Source organism: Mycobacterium sp. E2497 (assembly GCF_001668695.1).
Lineage (GTDB): Bacteria > Actinomycetota > Actinomycetes > Mycobacteriales > Mycobacteriaceae > Mycobacterium.
In genome coordinates this window covers 57,523-75,806 of record NZ_LZKD01000143.1, presented here as the reverse complement: position 1 = coordinate 75,806, position 18,284 = coordinate 57,523, and the positions used below count along the sequence as shown (strand labels likewise).

At 67.5% G+C, this 18,284-nt stretch carries 17 protein-coding genes and 2 tRNA genes; 12 read left to right on the top strand and 7 right to left on the bottom strand.

Going from position 1 to position 18,284, the window contains the following annotated elements:
• Positions 1-23 precede the first annotated feature (23 nt).
• From A5713_RS13135 to A5713_RS13120, 4 genes are all read right to left on the bottom strand, one after another.
• A complete protein-coding gene (locus tag A5713_RS13135; protein ID WP_197516367.1) occupies positions 24-1,058 on the bottom strand; it encodes an FAD-dependent oxidoreductase in 1,035 nt (344 codons plus the stop codon).
• Between the two features lie 56 nt (positions 1,059-1,114).
• Complete coding sequence (locus A5713_RS13130; protein WP_068096045.1) at positions 1,115-1,747, bottom strand: DUF5134 domain-containing protein; 633 nt, start codon at positions 1,745-1,747, stop codon at positions 1,115-1,117.
• A 178-nt stretch (positions 1,748-1,925) separates the two neighbouring features.
• Complete coding sequence (locus A5713_RS13125) at positions 1,926-3,491, bottom strand: glycoside hydrolase family 13 protein (protein WP_068096043.1); 1,566 nt, start codon at positions 3,489-3,491, stop codon at positions 1,926-1,928.
• 21 nt (positions 3,492-3,512) lie between these two features.
• The gene (locus A5713_RS13120; RefSeq protein ID WP_067921993.1) at positions 3,513-3,908 is read right to left on the bottom strand and encodes a globin; all 396 of its coding nucleotides are present in this window, start codon (positions 3,906-3,908) and stop codon (positions 3,513-3,515) included.
• A gap of 142 nt (positions 3,909-4,050) precedes the next feature.
• Between A5713_RS13120 and A5713_RS13115 the strand changes: the two genes are divergently transcribed.
• The 3 genes from A5713_RS13115 (at position 4,051) to A5713_RS13105 (ending at position 5,458) form a co-directional block, all read left to right on the top strand.
• The gene (locus tag A5713_RS13115; RefSeq protein WP_067921986.1) at positions 4,051-4,698 is read left to right on the top strand and encodes an HNH endonuclease; all 648 of its coding nucleotides are present in this window, start codon (positions 4,051-4,053) and stop codon (positions 4,696-4,698) included.
• Positions 4,699-4,776: 78 nt separating this feature from the next.
• The gene (locus A5713_RS13110; protein ID WP_067921996.1) at positions 4,777-5,004 is read left to right on the top strand and encodes a hypothetical protein; all 228 of its coding nucleotides are present in this window, start codon (positions 4,777-4,779) and stop codon (positions 5,002-5,004) included.
• On the top strand, positions 4,991-5,458 hold the full coding sequence (locus A5713_RS13105) for a DUF5130 domain-containing protein (RefSeq protein WP_067921988.1): 468 nt from the start codon (positions 4,991-4,993) through the stop codon (positions 5,456-5,458). The genes A5713_RS13110 and A5713_RS13105 overlap by 14 nt, the downstream gene beginning before the upstream one ends.
• A gap of 86 nt (positions 5,459-5,544) precedes the next feature.
• On the opposite strand, the gene pepN is transcribed toward A5713_RS13105, so the two are convergent.
• Positions 5,545-8,127, bottom strand: a complete 2,583-nt coding sequence (gene pepN / locus A5713_RS13100) for an aminopeptidase N (protein ID WP_068096041.1) — start codon at positions 8,125-8,127, stop codon at positions 5,545-5,547.
• Positions 8,128-8,232: 105 nt separating this feature from the next.
• Between pepN and A5713_RS13095 the strand changes: the two genes are divergently transcribed.
• The 3 genes from A5713_RS13095 (at position 8,233) to A5713_RS13085 (ending at position 10,334) form a co-directional block, all read left to right on the top strand.
• On the top strand, positions 8,233-8,856 hold the full coding sequence (locus A5713_RS13095) for a DsbA family protein (RefSeq protein WP_067917141.1): 624 nt from the start codon (positions 8,233-8,235) through the stop codon (positions 8,854-8,856).
• A gap of 191 nt (positions 8,857-9,047) precedes the next feature.
• Positions 9,048-9,527, top strand: coding sequence for a ribose-5-phosphate isomerase (locus A5713_RS13090; RefSeq protein WP_068096039.1), 480 nt, complete (start codon positions 9,048-9,050; stop codon positions 9,525-9,527).
• 6 nt (positions 9,528-9,533) lie between these two features.
• Positions 9,534-10,334 carry an Fpg/Nei family DNA glycosylase gene (locus A5713_RS13085; protein WP_068096038.1) on the top strand — a complete coding sequence of 267 codons (801 nt, stop codon included), beginning with the start codon at positions 9,534-9,536 and terminating at the stop codon, positions 10,332-10,334.
• Between the two features lie 483 nt (positions 10,335-10,817).
• On the opposite strand, the gene A5713_RS13080 is transcribed toward A5713_RS13085, so the two are convergent.
• Positions 10,818-12,029: a serine hydrolase domain-containing protein gene (locus tag A5713_RS13080; RefSeq protein ID WP_068096036.1), complete on the bottom strand. Its 1,212-nt coding sequence runs from the start codon at positions 12,027-12,029 to the stop codon at positions 10,818-10,820.
• Positions 12,030-12,061: 32 nt separating this feature from the next.
• Positions 12,062-12,132, bottom strand: a tRNA-Gly gene (locus tag A5713_RS13075).
• Between the two features lie 148 nt (positions 12,133-12,280).
• Here A5713_RS13075 and A5713_RS13070 point away from each other — a divergent pair.
• The 6 genes from A5713_RS13070 (at position 12,281) to A5713_RS13045 (ending at position 18,275) form a co-directional block, all read left to right on the top strand.
• A tRNA-Pro gene (locus A5713_RS13070) sits at positions 12,281-12,357 on the top strand.
• Positions 12,358-12,425: 68 nt separating this feature from the next.
• A complete protein-coding gene (gene tig, locus A5713_RS13065) occupies positions 12,426-13,874 on the top strand; it encodes a trigger factor (protein ID WP_068096034.1) in 1,449 nt (482 codons plus the stop codon).
• A gap of 127 nt (positions 13,875-14,001) precedes the next feature.
• On the top strand, positions 14,002-14,592 hold the full coding sequence (clpP1, locus tag A5713_RS13060; protein ID WP_067917131.1) for an ATP-dependent CLP protease proteolytic subunit ClpP1: 591 nt from the start codon (positions 14,002-14,004) through the stop codon (positions 14,590-14,592).
• A 17-nt stretch (positions 14,593-14,609) separates the two neighbouring features.
• The gene (gene clpP2 / locus A5713_RS13055; RefSeq protein WP_067917143.1) at positions 14,610-15,233 is read left to right on the top strand and encodes an ATP-dependent CLP protease proteolytic subunit ClpP2; all 624 of its coding nucleotides are present in this window, start codon (positions 14,610-14,612) and stop codon (positions 15,231-15,233) included.
• Positions 15,234-15,653: 420 nt separating this feature from the next.
• The gene (gene clpX, locus A5713_RS13050) at positions 15,654-16,934 is read left to right on the top strand and encodes an ATP-dependent Clp protease ATP-binding subunit ClpX (protein ID WP_055400128.1); all 1,281 of its coding nucleotides are present in this window, start codon (positions 15,654-15,656) and stop codon (positions 16,932-16,934) included.
• A 45-nt stretch (positions 16,935-16,979) separates the two neighbouring features.
• Positions 16,980-18,275: an MFS transporter gene (locus A5713_RS13045; RefSeq protein WP_156751869.1), complete on the top strand. Its 1,296-nt coding sequence runs from the start codon at positions 16,980-16,982 to the stop codon at positions 18,273-18,275.
• The last annotated feature ends 9 nt before the right edge of the window (positions 18,276-18,284 follow it).

Here is an 18,284-nt window from a genome sequence, read left to right as displayed (position 1 = left end):
TGTCGAGCAGCGATCACCTCGGGTCACGTGCCGTAGACCATCCACAGCGGGAGAACCGAGTCGAGGTAATCCATGAACTTTTTCAGGCCCACGCGGTATTGCCCGTAGCCGTAGGGGTCTTCGGCGTACTCGGGGAAGGCGATGCCCAACCCGAACAGGCCGGGGGCAATGATTCCGTTCATCCGGTTGTAGCCCAGCCGGCCCCATTGGGGCGTCTCGGGCAGCTTCCGCGGCTCGAAACCGACGGTGTAGACGACGCGATCACACTCGGCGACCTTCTCGTCGAACTCCGGGCTCGACACCAGGCACCTCTCCAGCCGATCCGGCCACACCCCGTCGATGTTCTCGCGAGCCCACACCGCGGCCCGCCCCTTGAGGCCGGTGTCGTCGAACAGGATCCAATCATCCAGGTAGACCGCGTATTTGAGCGGGCTGCGGTAGAAGTTGATCACCTTGGCGACCGGACACCGCAGGAGGTGCGGCAACGCGATCATCGACGAGTGCGACGAGCCGAAGACCGCAACCGTCGCCCCTTCCAGCGGCACCTCGGCGAGCTTGTCGGCATCGAGGGCGACCTCGACCGGAATCTCCTCGATGGGGTAGTCGAGCCTCCTGGGTACCGCGCCGACCGCGAGAATCACGTTGTCCGACGCCAATTCCCTATCCCGTGTTTCGATCCGCCACCGCCGTTGCGCCAGGGTCAGCGTGGTGGCCGTCGTCTCGAATACGTGCACCCGCTGGCGCAACTGCTCGGTCACCCATACCAACGGGTCGGCGACCAGGGCAAGGGCGCAGGTCTCCTCGGGGTCGACTTCGGCCAGCGGCGATGGCGGAGCATGTGAGAACCCAAAGGCCGCAGAGCCATTCAAGAAGCTCATAAACGTCCCGGCGATCGTGTTGCTGGACACCGACCTCCACTTACCGCCCAGGTCTCCTGCGGCGAAGGCGGGATCCACCCAGGCGATCTTGTCGGGCGGTATGCCCTGATCGAGCAGCCTTCCCACCGCCGCGATGCCCGCGGGTCCCGCCCCGATCACCGTCCACGCGTACGTCGCCATGTACTAGGTATAGAGGAGCGGCAGGCCACGCGCCGAGCCGGAAGGGCGGGATCGGATCACAAGATGTCGGCGAACATCAGCGCCGTACCTGCGGCGGTGACCGTCTGGGTCACGATTTGCGCGTAGCTGAGTTTAACGGTGCGCGGCATCAGTTTCGTCCAGCGCTGCGCCACCCAGCGGTACGCCCAGAAAATCGCCACCGCGCCGAACCCCAGGGCCGCGATCCCGTTCACCATGTTGACCCAGTCCGGCGTGGCCTGGGACATGTCGTGCGTCGCGTGCTGCATCCCCGAGGCGGCGCTGTGCGCCGGCATGCTCATCGCAAGGTCGTCCGGATGCCCGGCGCGTCCCGGCAAGCTGCCCTTCATCGCCCCGTACATCCAGGCCATCGCCACCATCATCAGGGCGTAGTAATAGTTGGTCAGCCTGCCGTCGGCGGCCCAGGGCGTGTGGCCGGCGATGCCGACGAACCAGGCGCCGCCGAGCAGGAAGCACGTCGCGGCAACCATGGTCGGGATGCTCATGCCCACACCCCACGCCATCAGGATCATCACCGCCGACATCGCCAGATGCAGCAGCTGGCTCACGATGCTGGTCCAGCAGCGGCGTTGAGCGACAAGGAAATATCCGTAGGCTGCGAAGCTCACGGCGAAGAGTGCCGTCACCAGCCATCGCAACGTGTTATCCACGAACCCGCCTTTCGCCGGTGGGCTCGCACGGTGTCGGCCTAGGACCCGGAATCGGCGGTTCGATCTCGGTCATGGCACGAGAGTACCCCCACCGGGTATCTCCGCTTCGGAGGCGCCCCGGCGGTTGGCCAACCCCAATGTGAAAACAGCTGGACTGCCGCAGCTTTGGATTCGCCGTTCAGGCCAGCCACGCCGCGGCGTCCGGCGCGAGTTCGCCGTCGACCAGCGGGGCGCTGGCCATGATGAGCTCTCCCGGCGGCAGTGGGATCGGTCGGCGGCCGGCGTTGACCGCGCACACCGCCCCGCCGCCGCGGCGCCGGAAGATCAGCGCATCCGGTGGCGCGTCCAACCAGTCGATCTCGTCGCCCTCGAATTCGGCGCGCTCCTTGCGCAATTTGATGACGTGCCGGAAGAACGAGAACGTCGAATCGGGGTCTGCGATCTGGCGCTCGACGGTCAGTGCCGCCCACTCCTGCGGCATCGGTAACCACGTGTCGGGGGAGCTGGAGAACCCGAACGGGGGAGCGTCGCCCGACCACGGGATCGGAACGCGGCACTTGTCGCGGCCGCGCTCGGTATGCCCGGAGCGTTCCCACGTCGGGTCCTGCAGCACTTCGTCGGGCAGCTCGACGTCCGGCAGCCCAAGCTCCTCGCCGTTGTAGACGAACACCGCGCCCGGCAGGGCGAACATCACCATCGCCATCGCCTTCGCCCGGTTCAGCCCGACCTCGCCGCCCCCGTAACGGGTGACCTCCCGCCCCACGTCGTGGTTGGACAGGGTCCAGGTGGGGATGGCGTTTTCGATCGCGATGGCCTCCATCGAATTCTCTATCGCATGGCGGATCTGGTCGGCGTCGAAGTCGATCTTGGTGAGCCGGAAGTTGAAACCGAGGTGCAGTTCGTCGGGCCGCAAATACTCGGCCCACAGGAGGTTGTCGAGCACCCACACCTCCCCAATGGTCACCGCGTCGGGATAGTCGTCGACGATCTTGCGGATCCCGCGGTGGATCTCGTGCACGCTCGGATGATTGAAGCGCGGGTCGTCGTCGCTGTGACTGAGCACCTTGACGTCGTCCTTCGCGTCGGGCAGGTCAGCCGGCTTGGCCATGCCGTGTGCGACGTCGATGCGGAAGCCGTCCACGCCGCGCTCCAGCCAGAACCGCAGCGTCTTCTCGAAATCGTCGAAGACGTCCGGGTGTTCCCAGTTCAGGTCCGGCTGCTCGGTGTCGAAGAGGTGGAGGTAGTACTGGCCCGGATTGCCGTCCGGCTCCACCACCCGCGTCCAGGCGGACCCACCGAATACCGACGTCCAGTTGTTCGGCGGCAGCTCCCCGTCCGGACCCTGGCCGTCGCGGAAGTAGTAGCGCTCCCGCGCCTCGGTGCCCGGCCCCGCGGCCAGCGCGGCCTGAAACCACGGGTGTGCCGAGCTGGTGTGGTTGGGCACCACGTCCATGGTGATCTTGATGCCCCGCTTGTGCGCCGCGGGGATCAGGCGCTCAATGGCCGCCATCCCCCCGAACAGTGGATCGATGTCGCGGGGGTCGGCGACGTCGTAGCCGTGGTCGGCCATCGGTGAGACGGTGACCGGGTTGAGCCAGATCGCGTCCACCCCGAGCCGCTCGAGGTGATCCAGATGGGCCAGTAACCCGTCGATGTCGCCCACGCCGTCGCCGTCGCTGTCGGCGAACGACCGGGGATAGACCTGATAGAACACCGCGTTCGACCACCATGCTCCGGGGCTCATCCTGCTCCGTTCGGTTGGGTATCAGAAGGGCGAATTGACCAGCGAGTTGGCCGCCATCTCGAGGTAATCGAGCAGCTGGCGCCGGTGCTCGTCGTCGAGGGTCTGCGAATCGATCGAGGCGACGGCGGTGTGCATGCAGCGCAGCCAGGCGTCCCGCTCGATAGGCGTGATCCGGAACGGGACGTGCCGCATCCGCAGCCGGGGATGGCCCCGGCGGTCTGAGTAGGTGCGCGGGCCGCCCCAGTACTGCTCGAGGAACATGCGTAACCGTTCTTCGGCGCCCGCCAGGTCGTCCTCGGGGTACAGCTGGCGCAGGATCTCGTCCTCGGCGACCTGGGCGTAGAAGCGGGACACAATCGCGTGGAAGGTCTCGGCACCGCCGACGGCGTCATAGAAGGACTGGGGCTCGGAATCCATCACCTCCATTGTGGTCCATGGCGGCGGCGTCCGGCCGAGGCGGGCCGCGGGCGCTCCCGGTGTTCACCCGGGCGACATGCCGTTCACCTGCAATAGGGGTGCGATTGGCGACGAATCATGGTGGACTATCCGCGGAGGATCTATGGCGCAGGGCAAGAGACGCCGCAGCCACCGCAGTTCCGGTGCCGCGGCAGGGTTAACCGGGCCCCCAACCGCGTCATGCCTGCATAGCGTCGACACCCATCCCCCCACCCGCCAGGACACCGCTTCCCTGTGGAGTCGCCGGCGGGTGTTGCTGCTGAATTCGACCTACGAGCCGCTGACCGCGCTGCCGATGCGGCGGGCGATCGTGATGGTGATCTGCGGCAAGGCCGACGTGGTGCATCACGACCCGAGCGGACCGGTGATCCACTCGGCCACCAGCTCGATCCTGGTGCCCTCGGTGATTCAGCTGCGGTCCTACGTCCGCGTTCCGTACCGGGCCCGGGTTCCGATGACCCGGGCCGCGCTGATGCATCGGGACCGGTTCTCCTGCGCCTACTGCGGGGCCAAGGCCGACACCGTCGACCACGTGGTGCCACGCAGCCGCGGCGGCGACCACTCCTGGGAGAATTGCGTCGCCTGCTGTTCGACGTGCAACCACCGCAAGGGCGACAAGCTGCTCACCGAGCTCGGCTGGGTGCTGCGCCGGACGCCGCTGCCGCCGACGGGCCAGCACTGGCGACTGCTGTCGACGGTCAAGGAGCTCGACCCGGCGTGGGCGCGCTACCTCGGCGAGGGCGCGGCGTAGCGCCCGGATCGCACGACATCTCGTGTCCGAGTGTGCCGAGGGATCACCGCGTGGGTTACGGTTTTCGCCGTGAGCCTTTTGCAGATTCACCTGTACTTCATCGGGATACCGTTGCTGCTGGTCGCAGTGCTGGCGTTGCTGACCGTGGCCCGCAAGGGACCGCACCCGGCGAGCTACAAGCTGGGCGAGAAGTGGACCCACCCGCCGATCCTGTGGGCGGCCGCGGACGAAGACGTCGGTCACGCGCACGGCGGGCACGACACACACGAATTCGCAGTTGGAGGTGGCGCCAGTGGCACGTGGTGACGTAGCGACGATCGAGCCCGGCGAGCTGCCGAACGGGTGGGTGATCACCACCAGCGGGCGGATCTCCGGGGTGACGGAGCCGGGCGAGCTGTCCGTCCATTACCCGTTCCCGATCAAGGACCTGGTCGCCATCGATGACGCGCTGAAGTTCGGTTCGCGGGCATCGAAGGCGAGGTTCGCCATCTACCTCGGCGACCTGGGCAACGACACCGCCGCGCGGGCCCGCGAGATCCTGGCCAAGGTCCCGACGCCGGACAACGCGGTGCTGCTGGCGGTCTCACCCGACCAGAAGGTCATCGAGGTGGTCTACGGCTCCCAGGTCCGCGGTCGTGGCGCCGAGTCGTCCGCGCCGCTCGGGGTCGCCGCCGCGTCGTCGGCGTTTCAGCGGGGCGACCTGGTCGACGGGCTGGTCAGCGCGATCCGCGTCCTCAGCGCGGGAATCGCCCCGGCCTAACTGCCCGCCCACCGCGCGAGGGTGCGCAAATGCACGCCGAGCGCGGCGTGTCGCCGTACAAACACGCGCGCTCGCGTCAGGCGTTATCAGGCCGCGTCGAACCCGCGGGCCCGCAGGGCCCGCTTCACGCCGGCCTGGCCCTCCAGCACCAGCCGTCGTAGAGCCGGCGGCACCTCGGGGTCGGAGAGGAACCTGTCGGCGGCCGCGATACCGGCCTCGCTGATGTTCCAGTGCGGGTACAGCCCGATCACCACGGTCTGCGCGACCTCGCTGGACCGCCGTGCCCACACGCCCGGTATCGCCGCGAAATAGCGGTCGGTGAAGGGGTCGAGCAAGGCGTGCTGCCCGGGCGGGGCGAAGCCCGCGATGATGGACCGGGCCGTGATGTTGGCCAGGGTGTCGTCCTCGATCACCGTGGTCCAGGCCTCCTCCTTGACCTGCCGTTGCGGCCGAGCCGTCGCCGCCTGCGCACCGTGCCGCTTGCCGGCGGCGGTCGGGTCGCGCTGCACCTCCGCGTCGATGAAGGGCGTGCCGGGCCCGTCGGCGTCGATCTCGCCCGCGCCGGCGAGCGCGGTCACGATGCGCCACCGGAGATCGGTGTCGATCTCGAGACCGGCCAGCCCCAGCTCGGCCGGGTCGTGGTCGAGCAGGTCCGCCAGCGTCACGACGTGCCGGGTCGACAACACCGACGAGCACAGGCTGTTGACGAACGCGAGCTGGTGATCGGAGCCGGGCTCCGCCGCGCGCGCCAGCTCCAGCAACCGGTCGGCGAACTGCGGCCAGCCCTGCTCGTGCGCCCAGCCCGGCTCGGCGTAGGAAGCCAGCGCCGTCTGCGCCTGCAGCAGCAGCCGCTGCGCCACCCCGACCTCGGTTTCGGCGTGCACCCCGGTCGAGACCAGGGCCACGAAGTCGCGCGCCCGCATTTCGGCCTCGCGGGTCATCTCCCACGCCGCCGACCACACCAGGGAGCGCGGCAGCGGCTCGGCGATGTCGGCGATGCGCCGCAACGCGGTCTGCAGCGACTCCTGATCGAGCCGCAGGGAGCAGTAGGTCAGGTCATCGTCGTTGACCAGCACCAGCTCGCCGCGCGAAAGACCTACCAGCGCAGGGACTTCCGTGACAGGGCCCTCGACATCGAGCTCTTCCCGCCGCACCCGCACCAGTTTGCCGGCGCCGTCGTCGTCGTAGATGCCGATCGCCAGCCGGTGCACCCGGGTCTCGCCGGCCCCGGGCGCGGCACCGCTCTGCGTCACCGCGAATCGGGTGAACCTCCCGTCGGCGTCGGTGTCGAAGTCGGCGCGCAGCGTGTTCAGCCCGGTCGTCTTCAACCATTGCCGGCCCCAGTCCGACAGGTCTCGGCCCGACGCCTTCTCCAGCGCGGTGACCAGGTCGTCGAAGGTGGCGTTGCCGAACGCGTGGGCGCGGAAGTAGTCGCGCAGACCGGCCAGGAATTGCTCCAGCCCGACGTAGGCGACCAGCTGCTTGAGGACCGAGGCGCCCTTTGCGTAGGTGATGCCATCGAAGTTCACCTCCACCGCGGCGAGGTCGGGGATGTCGGCGGCGATGGGATGCGTCGACGGCAGTTGGTCCTGGCGGTACGCCCACGACTTCTCGACCGTGGCGAACGTCGTCCAGGCCTCGGTGAATTCGGTGGCCTCCGCCTGGCACAGCACCGAGGCGAAGGTGGCGAACGACTCGTTGAGCCACAGGTCGTCCCACCAGGACATGGTGACCAGGTCCCCGAACCACATGTGCGCCATCTCGTGCAGCACGGTTTCGGCGCGCCGCTCGTAGGAGGCGCGGGTGACCTTGCTGCGAAAGACGTAGTCCTCCAGGAAGGTCACCGCACCCGCGTTTTCCATTGCGCCGGCGTTGAATTCGGGGACGAACAGCTGATCGTACTTGCCGAACGCGTACGGGAGCCCAAAGTTCTTGTGGTAGAAGCCGAATCCCTGTTTGGTCTGAGTGAACAGCCGCTCGGCGTCCATGTGGCGCGCCAGGGATTCCCGGCAGAAGATCCCCAGCGGGATCTCCCCATGCTCGTCGGTGTAGGTGTCTTTCCACTCGGCGTAGGGGCCGGCGATCAGCGCCACCAGATAGGTGCTCATCCGCGGGGTCGTGGCGAAGGTGTGCACCCCGTCCTCGATCGACACCGTGGCGCCGTTCGACACCACCTTCCAGTGCCCGGGCGCCGTCACCCGCAGGTCGAACGTCGCCTTGAGGTCGGGTTGGTCGAAGCAGGCGAACATGCGCTTGGCGTCGGCGGTTTCGAATTGCGAGTACAGATACGTCTCGTTGTCGACCGGGTCGACGAAGCGGTGCAACCCCTCACCGGTGTTCGAGTAGCGGCAGTCCGCGTCGACGACGAGCACGTTGTGTTGCTCCAGGCCGCGCAACGCGATGCCGGTGGATTCGTCGTATCCGGACACGTCGATGTCGTGACCGTTGAGCGTGGCACCGCGTACCGTCTCGGCGGCGAGGTCGATGTACGTGTCGGCGCCCGGAAGCGCGTCGAACACGACCGTGGTCGTGGACCGGAACGTGCGGGTGGCCGGGGGACCCCCAACATCCGAGCCGTCGGTGACATCGAGCTGGATCTGGTAGCTGTCGACGGTGATCAGGGCCGCGCGTTCGACGGCCTGGTCCCGGGTGAGATTAGGAAGGGCCACGCGTCCAACTTACGTGCCCGGATCGCATCCGGGGCACTGCGGGAACAGGGCCGCGGCGCCTACGGTTGTGCTGAACGGTGTGTCGACCGACGAGAGGATTGCGCTATGTCTGACAAGGCTGCCGGGAAAGACCAAGCCGATTTCTGGTTCGATCCGCTGTGCCCGTGGTGCTGGATCACGTCGCGCTGGATCCTCGAGGTGGAGAAGGTCCGCGACATCGACGTGCACTTCCACGTGATGAGCCTGGCGATCCTCAACGAGAACCGCGAGGGCCTGCCCGACAAGTATCGCGAGATGATGAAGCACGCCTGGGGGCCGGTCCGAGTGGCGATCGCCGCCGAGCAGGCCCACGGCGCCGGAGTCCTGGACCCGCTGTACACCGCGATGGGCACTCGAATCCACAACGAGGACAACAAGAACCTCGAGGAGGTCATCAAGTTGTCGCTGGCCGACGCCGAGTTGCCCGCCGAGCTCGCCGAGGCCGCGCACAGCGACGCCTACGACGACGCCCTGCGCAAGAGCCACCACGCCGGCATGGACGCCGTCGGCGACGACGTCGGCACGCCAACCATCCACGTCAACGGTGTGGCGTTCTTCGGGCCGGTGCTGTCGAAGATCCCGCGCGGCGAGGAGGCCGGCAAGCTGTGGGACGCGTCGGTGACCTTTGCGTCCTACCCGCACTTCTTCGAGCTCAAGCGCACGCGCACCGAGAAGCCCGAATTCGACTAGATCGTCGGGCGGCGACCCGCAGCGCCCGGCTTCGCCGCGCTTGCGATCGCCGCGGACTCGATGGCGGCGACCCGCAGCGCCCGGCTTCGCCGCGCTTGCGATCGCCGCGGACTCGATGGCGGCGACCCGCGGCGCCCGGCTTCGCCGCGCTTGCGCTCGCCGCGGCGAGCGGCTGTGTAAGGATTGCGGGCATGCGCGTCTACCTCGGCTCTGACCACGCCGGATTCGAGCTCAAGCAGCAGATCATCGAGCACCTCAAGGCGTCCGGGCACGAGCCGATCGACTGCGGTGCCTACACGTACGACGCCGAGGACGATTACCCGGCGTTTTGCATCGCGGCCGCGACTCGCACGGTCGCCGACCCCGACAGCCTGGGCATCGTCCTCGGCGGGTCGGGCAACGGTGAGCAGATCGCCGCCAACAAGGTGCCCGGAGCCCGCTGCGCGCTGGCGTGGAGCGTGGAGACGGCGACACTGGCACGCGAACACAACAACGCCCAGCTGATCGGGATCGGTGGCCGCATGCACACCGTCGAAGAGGCGCTGGCGATCGTGGATGCGTTCCTGACCGCGCAGTGGTCGAAAGCCGAACGCCACCAACGGCGTATCGACATCCTCGCCGAGTACGAACGCACCCACCAGGCGCCGCCGGTGCCCGGCGCGCAGGGCTGAGGCCCCATGCCCGAAGGGCACACCCTGCACCGGCTGGCCCGGCTGCACCAGCGCCGGTTCGGTGGTGCGCCCGTAGCGGTGTCCAGCCCGCAGGGGCGCTTCGCCGATGCGGCCGTGGTGGACGGGCGCGTGTTGCGCCGCACCAGCGTCTGGGGCAAGCACCTGTTCCACCACTATGACGGCGGCCCGATCGTGCACGTGCACCTGGGCCTCTACGGCGCCTTCACCGAATGGCCACGCGAGGACGCGGTCCTTCCCGAGCCGGTCGGGCAGGTGCGAATGCGCATGGTGGGCGCCGACTACGGCACCGATCTGCGCGGGCCGACGGTCTGCGAGGTGATCGACGAGGGCCAGGTTTCCGACGTGCTGGCCAAGCTCGGCCCCGACCCGCTGCGCAACGACGCCGATCCATCCTGGGCGTGGAAGCGAATCAGTAAGTCCCGCAGACCTGTCGGCGCACTGTTGATGGATCAGACCATCGTCGCCGGCGTGGGCAACGTCTACCGCAACGAGCTGCTGTACCGCCACAACATCGACCCGTTCCGCCCGGGCCGGGACGTCGGCCAGGCGGAGTTCGACGCGGCGTGGACCGACCTGGTGGCGCTGATGAAGGTCGGCTTCCGCCGCGGCAAGATCGTCGTGGTGCGGCCCGAACACGACCACGGCCCGCCGTCGTATCGGGCCGGGCGTCCCCGGACGTACGTGTACCGGCGCGCCGGCGAAGGGTGCCGGGTGTGCGGAGATTCGATCCGCACGTCCGTCCTGGAGGGGCGAAACGTGTTTTGGTGCCCGTCCTGCCAAAAGTGATGCGCCTCACCATCATTGCGCTCTCCCCAAGGTAGCGCCAATTGGCAGGAAACTCCCAGCAAGAAACGCTGACGTCTACTGTTTGAGCGCGGCTCGATTGAGGGTACTGGTGGAAGCCGTGAATACTCTTCCGCGTTTAGCTGCAACGGTTTCCGCGATCGTCGGGTTGGGGCTGGCTGGGCTGGGTGCCGCGGTCGGTGCCCAGGCCCAGCCCGCGCCATTGCCCGATTACCACTGGTGCCCGGGGCAAGGGTGGGACCCGGGTTGGGGGCAGAACTGGGACTCGAACAACTGCCACGATGACCGCCATCGCGACATGGACGGCAACGACCACAGCCGTGACTGGAATGGCCCGGGACCCGACCAACGCGGTCCTGGCTGGCCCGGTGGACCCGGCGGACCGGGACCGTATCAGCCGCAGCCCTGGCAACACTGATCCGTCGATGGGTGCGGGCCGCGTACGCGTGGCCCGCACCCCCAACGTCAGGTCGCCGCTCGCGCTTCCGGCATGACTCCCAGCGTCGCGTAGACCTCGTTGCTCAGCGCGAGGCTGCGCGGGTCCGCATTGGCCTTGGTGGCGTCGAAGCGGTTCGCCACGTACGCGTAACCGATGCGGTGCTCTAAATCGACGAACCCGAAGGAGCCGCCCAGGCCGCCGTGGCCGAAGATCCGAGGGTTGGGCCCGTTGACGCACCGCTGGTTGAGCATGTAGCCCAGGCCCCAGCCGTGGTCCGCGACCCGTGGCCCCAGCACCAGGTCGGTCTCCAGGCCGCCCTGACATTCCCGCACCAGGTCCATGTGCTCGCGGCTGAGCACCTTCTCCTGCGCGAGCGCGTTGTAGAACGTCGCCAACCCCAGGGCCGACACCTGCCCGTTGGTCCCCGGGAACTCGAGTTCGCGCCACAGCTGCAGATCATGGGAGCCGAGCTCGTCGTCGGGGGCGAACCCCATCGAGATCGAGAGCCCGGCCTTGGGATGGTCGGACAGGCTGACCGGGTGGCCGGGGGCCTGCGCGTCGGCCAGCAGGTCACGGGCGTGCGGCTTGTTGACCCGCTCGGCGCAGCGGCGCTGTTCGGCCAGGGGCAGCCCGATATGGACGTCGGCGCCCAACGGTTCGGCGATCTCGGTGCGCAGGTACTGGCCGATCGTCCGGCCGGTGACGCGGCGGAACACCTCGCCGAGGATGAATCCGAACGTGGTCATGTGGTAGCCCTGGGCGGTGCCCGGCTCCCAATAGGGTTCGGCGGCGGCCAGCTGGTGGCAGACGAAGTTCCAGTCGGCGACGTCTTCCCAGCGCAGCCGGGTGCGGGGGCCGATCACGCCGGACCGGTGGCTCATCACCATCGCCAGCGTGATGTCCTGTTTGCCGGCTTGCGCGAACTCGGGCCAGTAATGGGCGACCGGGGCCTGCAGGTCCAGCTCGCCGCGGTCGGCCAGTTGATGGACACAGGTGGCCGACAAGCCCTTGGTGCCGGATAGCACCGTCGTCAGGGTGTTCTGCTGCCAGGTCCGGGTGTGGGCGGCGTCGGCCCAACCGCCCCAGAGGTTGACGACGAGGTCCCCGTCCACCCAGACCGCGACGGCCGCGCCGACTTCATCGCCCCGCGTGAAGTTGCCTTCGAATGCCTCGCGTACCCCGACGAAGTCCGGCGCGCATGAGCCGTGGATCAGCGCATCCGTTTCTAGGTCGCTCATGGCGCCTCTCTGTGGAGCAGATCCCTAACCCGAGCGGGCGACGGGAATCGAACCCGCGTAGCTAGTTTGGAAGACTAGGGCTCTACCATTGAGCTACGCCCGCATGTATTGGTCGAGCGTGACTGTAGCTGTCGACGAAGATCAAATCTAATCGACGCGGTCTTGTGATCGCTCCGTGAGGGTCTGTGAGGTCGCCGCGAAGGCCGTGGCCGACCCGGACTCGACGGGCCTTAGGATCATCGAGGTCAGCGCGGGGTGTAGCGCAGCTTGGTAGCGCATCCGCTTTGGGAGCGGAAGGCCGCAGGTTCAAATCCTGTCACCCCGACCAGAGCACCACCCCGCGCCGCATGCACGCGGCCCACCGAACGCCAGGAACGACCACCAAGGAGCACCCCCGTGAAGAGCACCGTCGAGCAGCTGAGCCCCACCCGGGTCCGCATCAACGTGGAGGTGCCGTTCGCCGAACTGGAGCCCGACTTCCAGCGGGCTTACCGGGAGCTGGCCAAGCAGGTGCGACTGCCCGGCTTCCGCCCCGGCAAGGCGCCGGCAAAGTTGCTGGAGGCCCGGTTCGGCCGAGAGGCGCTGCTGGACCAGGTTGTGAACGAGGCGCTGCCCGCGCGGTACGGGCAGGCGGTCGTGGACTCAGAAGTGCAGCCGCTCGGTCAGCCCGAGATCGAGGTCACCAAGAAGGAGTACGGCCAGGAGCTGGCGTTCACCGCCGAGGTCGACATCCGCCCCAAGATCGAGCTTCCGGACCCGGCCACGCTGAAGGTGTCGGTCGACCCGGTCGAGGTCAGCGACGATGACGTCGACGCCGAATTGCAGTCCTTGCGCGCCCGGTTCGGCACCCTCACCGGGGTGGACCGGCCCGTGGAAACCGGCGACTTCGTCTCCATCGACCTGTCAGCCACCATCGACGGTGAAGAGGTGCCGGGGGCCGCCGCGGAGGGGCTGTCCCACGAGGTGGGCTCCGGCCGTCTCATCGCGGGCCTCGACGACGCCCTGGTCGGTCTGTCCGTCGACGAGTCCCGCGAGTTCACCGCGCAGCTGGCGGCCGGTGACCACGCCGGGCGGGACGCGCAGGTGACCGTCACCGTCAAGTCGATCAAGCAGCGCGAACTCCCCGAGCCCGACGACGAGTTCGCCCAGTTGGCCAGCGAGTTCGACACCATCGAGGAGCTGCGGGCCAATCTGCGCGAGCAGGTGGGCCGGGTCAAGCGCGCTCAGCAGGCCGACCAGATACGTAACGCCGCGCTGGACGCTCTCTTGGACCAGGTCGACGTGCCGCTGCCGGAGGCGATCGTCAAAGCGCAGGTCGAGAGCACCCTGCACAACGCCCTGCACGGGCTGGAGCACGACGAGGCCAAGCTCGACCAGGCGCTCGCCGGACAGGGCAAGACGCGCGAAGAGTTCGAGACCGAGACGCGCTCGGCCGCGGAGACGGACGTCAAGAGGCAGCTGCTGCTGGATGCGTTGGCCGACGAGCTGGAGGTCCAGGTCGGCCAGGACGACCTGACCGAGCGGCTGATGATGACGTCGCGCCAATACGGCATCGAGCCGCAGCAGCTGCTGGGCTACCTGCAGGAGAACAACCAGCTGCCGGCCATGTTCGCCGACGTGCGGCGCGGGCTGGCCATCGCCGAGGTGGTGCGGTCGGCGACGGTGACCGACACCGACGGGAACGCGATCGACACCAATGAGTTCTTCGGCAAGCGCGGGGAGGCCGACGATGCCGAGCCGAGCGGCGAGGCTGAGGAGGCCGACCATTCGACCGGGGAGGCCAACGAGGCCGACGAGACCGACGAGGCCCCGGAAACCGAAGCGTCCGACGACGAAGCGGAGTGACCGGTCTTGACGCTGTGAGCGAAAGCGCCGAATTGAGGGGGAGCGTGACCGCGAAACAGTCGGCCAGGTTGGTTAGTGTCGGTGCATAGAAGAACTCGAGAAAGCAGGTAACCCAGTCGTGTCTGACATGCGTTCGCCCTCGCAGGGGCTCAACCTCACGGACTCGGTCTATGAGCGCTTGCTCTCCGAGCGCATCATCTTCCTGGGTTCGGAGGTGAACGACGAGGTCGCCAACCGGCTGTGCGCGCAGATCCTGTTGCTCGCCGCCGAGGACGCCGACAAGGACATCTCGCTGTACATCAACTCCCCGGGCGGATCGATCAGCGCCGGCATGGCCATCTACGACACCATGGTGCTGGCGCCCTGCGACATTGCCACCTACGCGATGGGCATGGCCGCCTCGATGGGAGAGTTCCTGCTCGCGGCCGGCACCAAGGGCAAGCGCTTCGCGCTGCCGCACGCGCGCATCCTGATGCACCAGCCGCTGGGCGGGGTGACGGGCAGCGCGGCCGACATCGCGATCCAGGCCGAGCAGTTCCACGTCATCAAGAAGGAGATGTTCCGGCTGAACGCCGAATTCACCGGGCAGTCGATCGAGCGCATCGAAGCGGACTCCGACCGCGACCGCTGGTTCACCGCGCAGGAAGCCCTGGAATACGGGTTCGTCGACCACATCATCACCCGCGCCGCCCACATCACCAACGGAGAAGCCCAGTGAGCACCCAGCACCCGAACATGCAGCCCCAGGCGCGCTACATCCTGCCGTCGTTCATCGAGCACTCCAGCTTCGGTGTCAAGGAGTCCAACCCCTACAACAAGCTGTTCGAGGAGCGCATCATCTTCCTCGGCGTCCAGGTGGACGACGCTTCGGCGAACGACATCATGGCGCAGCTGCTGGTGTTGGAATCGCTGGACCCCGACCGCGACATCACCATGTACATCAACTCGCCCGGCGGCGGCTTCACCTCGCTGATGGCGATCTACGACACCATGCAGTACGTCCGCGCCGACATTCAGACGGTGTGCCTCGGTCAGGCCGCGTCGGCCGCGGCGGTGTTGCTGGCCGCCGGAACCCCAGGCAAGCGGATGGCGCTGCCCAACGCTCGCGTGCTGATCCACCAGCCGTCGCTTCAGGGCGTGATCCAGGGCCAGTTCTCCGACCTGGAGATCCAGGCCGCCGAGATCGAGCGGATGCGCACGCTGATGGAGACCACACTGGCCCGCCACACCGGCAAGGATGCCGCGACCGTCCGTAAGGACACCGACCGGGACAAGATCCTGACCGCCGAAGAGGCCAAGGAGTACGGGATCATCGACACCGTCCTGGAATACCGGAAGCTCTCCGCGCAGACCGCCTAGCGTCATCGGCCCTTCGTCGAACGTGCACTGGCCGCGAATCCTCACCTGATTTTTCGCGCTCAGTGCGCGCTGGGCGAACGTCGGCCATGCTTGCCGAGCACACCTCATCAAGACCGACTCGCTGATCAGAGCCGATTCCGCCGAACCGCTGTAGGGTGATTTCGTGGGGATCGGGCGGCGCACCAGCCTCGGTTGGGTCACGACCGCGACACGCCAAAGACACGCAAAGCGCGTCGTTCGCGAGTGACGGGCACCGTCTGGCTATATGTTTCATCCAGACGGGACCAGCATGACTCCCCCGAATATCATCGGCGCGATTCGGCCTTAATGGTCGCGTCGGGCCCGATCTAGCGGGTAGCGTCGGGGGATACATGCGGCACAGCACGACGAACGGCGAATAGGAAGTAGGCCCTCAGCACCATGGCGCGCATCGGAGACGGCGGTGACCTGCTGAAGTGCTCGTTCTGCGGGAAGAGCCAGAAGCAGGTCAAGAAACTCATTGCTGGCCCCGGTGTGTACATCTGCGATGAGTGCATCGACCTCTGCAACGAGATCATCGAAGAGGAACTGGCCGACGCCGACGACGTCAAACTCGACGAACTACCCAAGCCCGTCGAAATCCGGGAATTCCTCGAGGGATACGTCATCGGGCAGGACACCGCCAAGCGCACGCTGGCCGTCGCGGTCTACAACCACTACAAGCGCATTCAGGCGGGGGAGAAGGGGCGCGACTCCCGGCACGAGCCGGTTGAGCTGACCAAGTCCAACATCCTGATGCTCGGGCCCACCGGCTGCGGCAAGACCTACCTGGCGCAGACGCTCGCCAAGATGCTCAACGTGCCGTTCGCCATCGCCGACGCCACCGCGCTGACCGAAGCCGGCTACGTCGGTGAGGACGTCGAAAACATTCTCCTCAAACTCATTCAGGCCGCCGACTACGACGTGAAGCGCGCCGAAACCGGCATCATCTACATCGACGAGGTCGACAAGATCGCCCGCAAGAGCGAGAACCCGTCGATCACCCGCGACGTCTCCGGCGAGGGCGTGCAGCAGGCGCTGCTGAAGATCCTGGAGGGCACCCAGGCTTCGGTGCCCCCGCAGGGCGGCCGCAAGCACCCGCACCAGGAGTTCATCCAGATCGACACCACCAACGTGTTGTTCATCGTCGCGGGTGCGTTCGCCGGCCTGGAGAAGATCATCTACGAGCGCGTCGGCAAGCGCGGCCTCGGATTTGGCGCCGAGGTGCGCTCGAAGGCCGAGATCGACACCACCGACCACTTCGCCGAGGTCATGCCCGAGGACCTGATCAAGTTCGGGCTGATCCCCGAGTTCATCGGGCGGCTGCCCGTCGTCGCGTCGGTGACCAACCTCGACCGCGAGTCGCTGGTCAAGATCCTCTCCGAGCCGAAGAACGCCTTGGTCAAGCAGTACACCAGGCTGTTCGAGATGGACGGCGTCGAGCTCGAGTTCACCGACGACGCACTGGAGGCGATCGCCGATCAGGCCATCCACCGCGGCACGGGGGCCCGTGGCCTGCGCGCCATCATGGAAGAGGTCCTGCTGCCGGTGATGTACGACATCCCGAGCCGGGACGATGTCGCCAAGGTCGTGGTGACCAAGGAGACCGTGCAGGACAACGTGCTCCCGACGATCGTGCCGCGCAAGCCGTCGCGCACCGAGCGCCGCGACAAGAGCGCCTAACCCACCTCGCGGTCGGGCGGCCGCGCATTTGGGTACTAGATGCGCATGCCGGCCGCCGCTGAGCTCCCCAGCCCCGTACCGCGCCGGCTGACGCACGCGCTGGACCTGCTGAACTTTCTGCTGGCCGACGTCCGCGACGGGCTGGGCCCCTACCTGTCGATCTACCTGCTGCTGGCCCACCATTGGGACCAGGCGTCGATCGGGTTCGTCATGGCAGTCGGGGGAATCGGGGCGATCGTCGCGCAGGCCCCGGCCGGTGCGTTGGTGGACCGGAGCACGGCCAAGCGGGCGTTGATCGTCGGCGGCGCGTTGACCATCACCGCCGGTTCGTTGGCTATGCCGGTCTTTCCGGGGCTGTATTCGATCTCTGTCCTGCAGGCCCTGACCGGTATCGCCGGCTCGGTCTTCGCCCCGGCTTTGGCCGCGATCACTCTGGGCGTCGTGGGTCCGCGCTTCTTCGCCCGCCGGATCGGACGCAACGAGTCGTTCAACCACGCGGGCAACGCCTCGGCCGCGGCCATCACCGGCGGCTTGGCCTACTTCTTCGGCCCGGTGGTGGTGTTCTGGGTGCTCGCCGTCATGGCGGCCGCGAGTGTGCTTGCCACGCTGCGCATTCCGGGCGACGCGATCGATCATGACGTCGCGCGGGGCATGGACCACGTGCCGGGTGGGCCGCACGAGACGCCGTCCCGGATGGCCGTGCTGCTGCACAATCGCCGGCTGATGATCTTCGCCGCGACGGTCATCGCCTTCCACTTCGCCAACGCGGCCATGCTGCCGCTGGTCGGTCAGCTGCTGGCGCTGCACAACAAGGACGTCGGGACCGCGCTGATGGCCGGTTGCATCGTGGCCGCCCAGGTGGTCATGGTGCCGGTGGCCTACCTGGCCGGAGCCAAGGCCGATTCGTGGGGGCGAAAGCCGATCTTCCTGCTCGGTTTCGCGGTCCTGGCGGCACGCGGATTTCTCTACACCCTGTCCGGCAACCCGTATTGGTTGGTCGGCGTGCAGCTGCTGGACGGCGTCGGGGCCGGCGTGTTCGGCGCGCTGTTCCCCCTCGTCGTCCAGGACGTCACGCACGGCACCGGCCGGTTCAACGTGAGCCTCGGTGCCGTGACGGCCGCGACGGGCATAGGCGCCTCGGTGTCCAATCTCGCGGCCGGGTGGATCGTGTTGGCCGCCGGCTACAACGCCGCCTTCGCCTTCCTGGGAGCACTCGCCGCCGCGGGCTTTCTCCTCTACCTGGTCGCGATGCCGGAGACGGCGCCCGAAGACGCGAGCGAATCCGCGAAAAGTGACCAATACCACAGTTTTGAACGGCCCGCACCACCGTCCGCGCGCTGACATCGGCTT

Coding starts and splice junctions, on each gene's coding strand:
- clpP1 (WP_067917131.1), top strand. CDS start 14,002: ATGCGTTCGCCCTCGCAGGGGCTCAACCTCACGGACTCGGTCTATGAG.
- A5713_RS13090 (WP_068096039.1), top strand. CDS start 9,048: ATGCGCGTCTACCTCGGCTCTGACCACGCCGGATTCGAGCTCAAGCAG.
- A5713_RS13085 (WP_068096038.1), top strand. CDS start 9,534: ATGCCCGAAGGGCACACCCTGCACCGGCTGGCCCGGCTGCACCAGCGC.
- clpP2 (WP_067917143.1), top strand. CDS start 14,610: ATGCAGCCCCAGGCGCGCTACATCCTGCCGTCGTTCATCGAGCACTCC.
- A5713_RS13125 (WP_068096043.1), bottom strand. CDS start 3,491: ATGAGCCCCGGAGCATGGTGGTCGAACGCGGTGTTCTATCAGGTCTAT.
- A5713_RS13095 (WP_067917141.1), top strand. CDS start 8,233: ATGTCTGACAAGGCTGCCGGGAAAGACCAAGCCGATTTCTGGTTCGAT.
- A5713_RS13045 (WP_156751869.1), top strand. CDS start 16,980: ATGCCGGCCGCCGCTGAGCTCCCCAGCCCCGTACCGCGCCGGCTGACG.
- A5713_RS13135 (WP_197516367.1), bottom strand. CDS start 1,058: ATGGCGACGTACGCGTGGACGGTGATCGGGGCGGGACCCGCGGGCATC.
- A5713_RS13115 (WP_067921986.1), top strand. CDS start 4,051: ATGGCGCAGGGCAAGAGACGCCGCAGCCACCGCAGTTCCGGTGCCGCG.
- clpX (WP_055400128.1), top strand. CDS start 15,654: ATGGCGCGCATCGGAGACGGCGGTGACCTGCTGAAGTGCTCGTTCTGC.
- A5713_RS13080 (WP_068096036.1), bottom strand. CDS start 12,029: ATGAGCGACCTAGAAACGGATGCGCTGATCCACGGCTCATGCGCGCCG.
- A5713_RS13120 (WP_067921993.1), bottom strand. CDS start 3,908: ATGGATTCCGAGCCCCAGTCCTTCTATGACGCCGTCGGCGGTGCCGAG.